Genomic DNA, 885 nt, shown 5'->3' with positions numbered 1-885 from the left:
GCGGTACAGGGCAGCTGAGCCCGGGGGCTGCTTCTCCAGCGTCCACTGCTTGTCGTGGAAGGCGGCGACATTGGGCCGGTGGGCAATGGAGATGATGGAACCCCCTGACGATTTCACAAGCGCGAGCAGGCGCTCGTACAGCGTTTTTTCGGCGGCTTCGTCGAGTGCGCTGGTGGCTTCGTCGGCAAAAATCCAGCTCGGTTTTTTCAGCAACACGCGCGCAATCGCCAGGCGTTGCTGCTCGCCGCCGGAGAGTTTCTGGCTCCAGGCATCTTCCTCGTCAAGCCGCGCGGCCAGGTCGGGCAGCAGGGCTTCTTCAAGTGCCTGCTTGAGGGCCTCGTCGCTGTAAGCCGCGGCGGGCTCCGGGTAGGCCAGCGCATCGCGCAGGGAGCCATTGGGGAAATAGGGGCGCTGGGGAATGAACATCGCGTTTGCAGGTTTCGCGATGTTGCCGTTGGCAAAAGGCCATATACCGGCGAAGGCGCGAAACAGGGTTGACTTGCCGCTGCCCGATGGGCCCTTCAGTAGGATGTGGTCGCCGGGGTGGGCCTTCAGCGACATGTCCGCCAGCAGCGCGGCACCCGTGGGCAGCGTGAGGTTGAGGCCGGTGGCTTCAAGCTCGGTTGATGGTGTGGTGACAAGCGCTTCATTGTCTTTTGTCTGCGCGATCATGCTGTCTTCAAAACTGGTCAGGCGGTCGGTGGTGGCGCGCCAGCTGGCGAGCGTGTCGTAGTTGTCCACAAACCAGCTCAGCGAATCCTGGACCTTGCCGAAGGCAGAGGAAATCTGGATAAGCTGGCCGAGCTGGATCGCCCCGCTGAAGAAGCGAGGTGCGGCGACAAAGAAGGGAAAAATTACGGCGGCCTGGCCGAAGAAGCTCTGGAA

1 protein-coding gene is annotated in these 885 nt (G+C 62.3%); it reads right to left on the bottom strand.

Annotated features, from left to right (window positions below; all coding sequences use genetic code 11):
- Window positions 1–885: ABC transporter ATP-binding protein/permease (locus AC1D0P_RS26165; RefSeq protein ID WP_477679389.1), on the bottom strand; the 885-nt coding region annotated here is incomplete at both ends.

The organism is Polaromonas sp. P1_G2, assembly GCF_056405515.1.
This window is presented reverse-complemented; position numbering and strand designations above follow the sequence as displayed.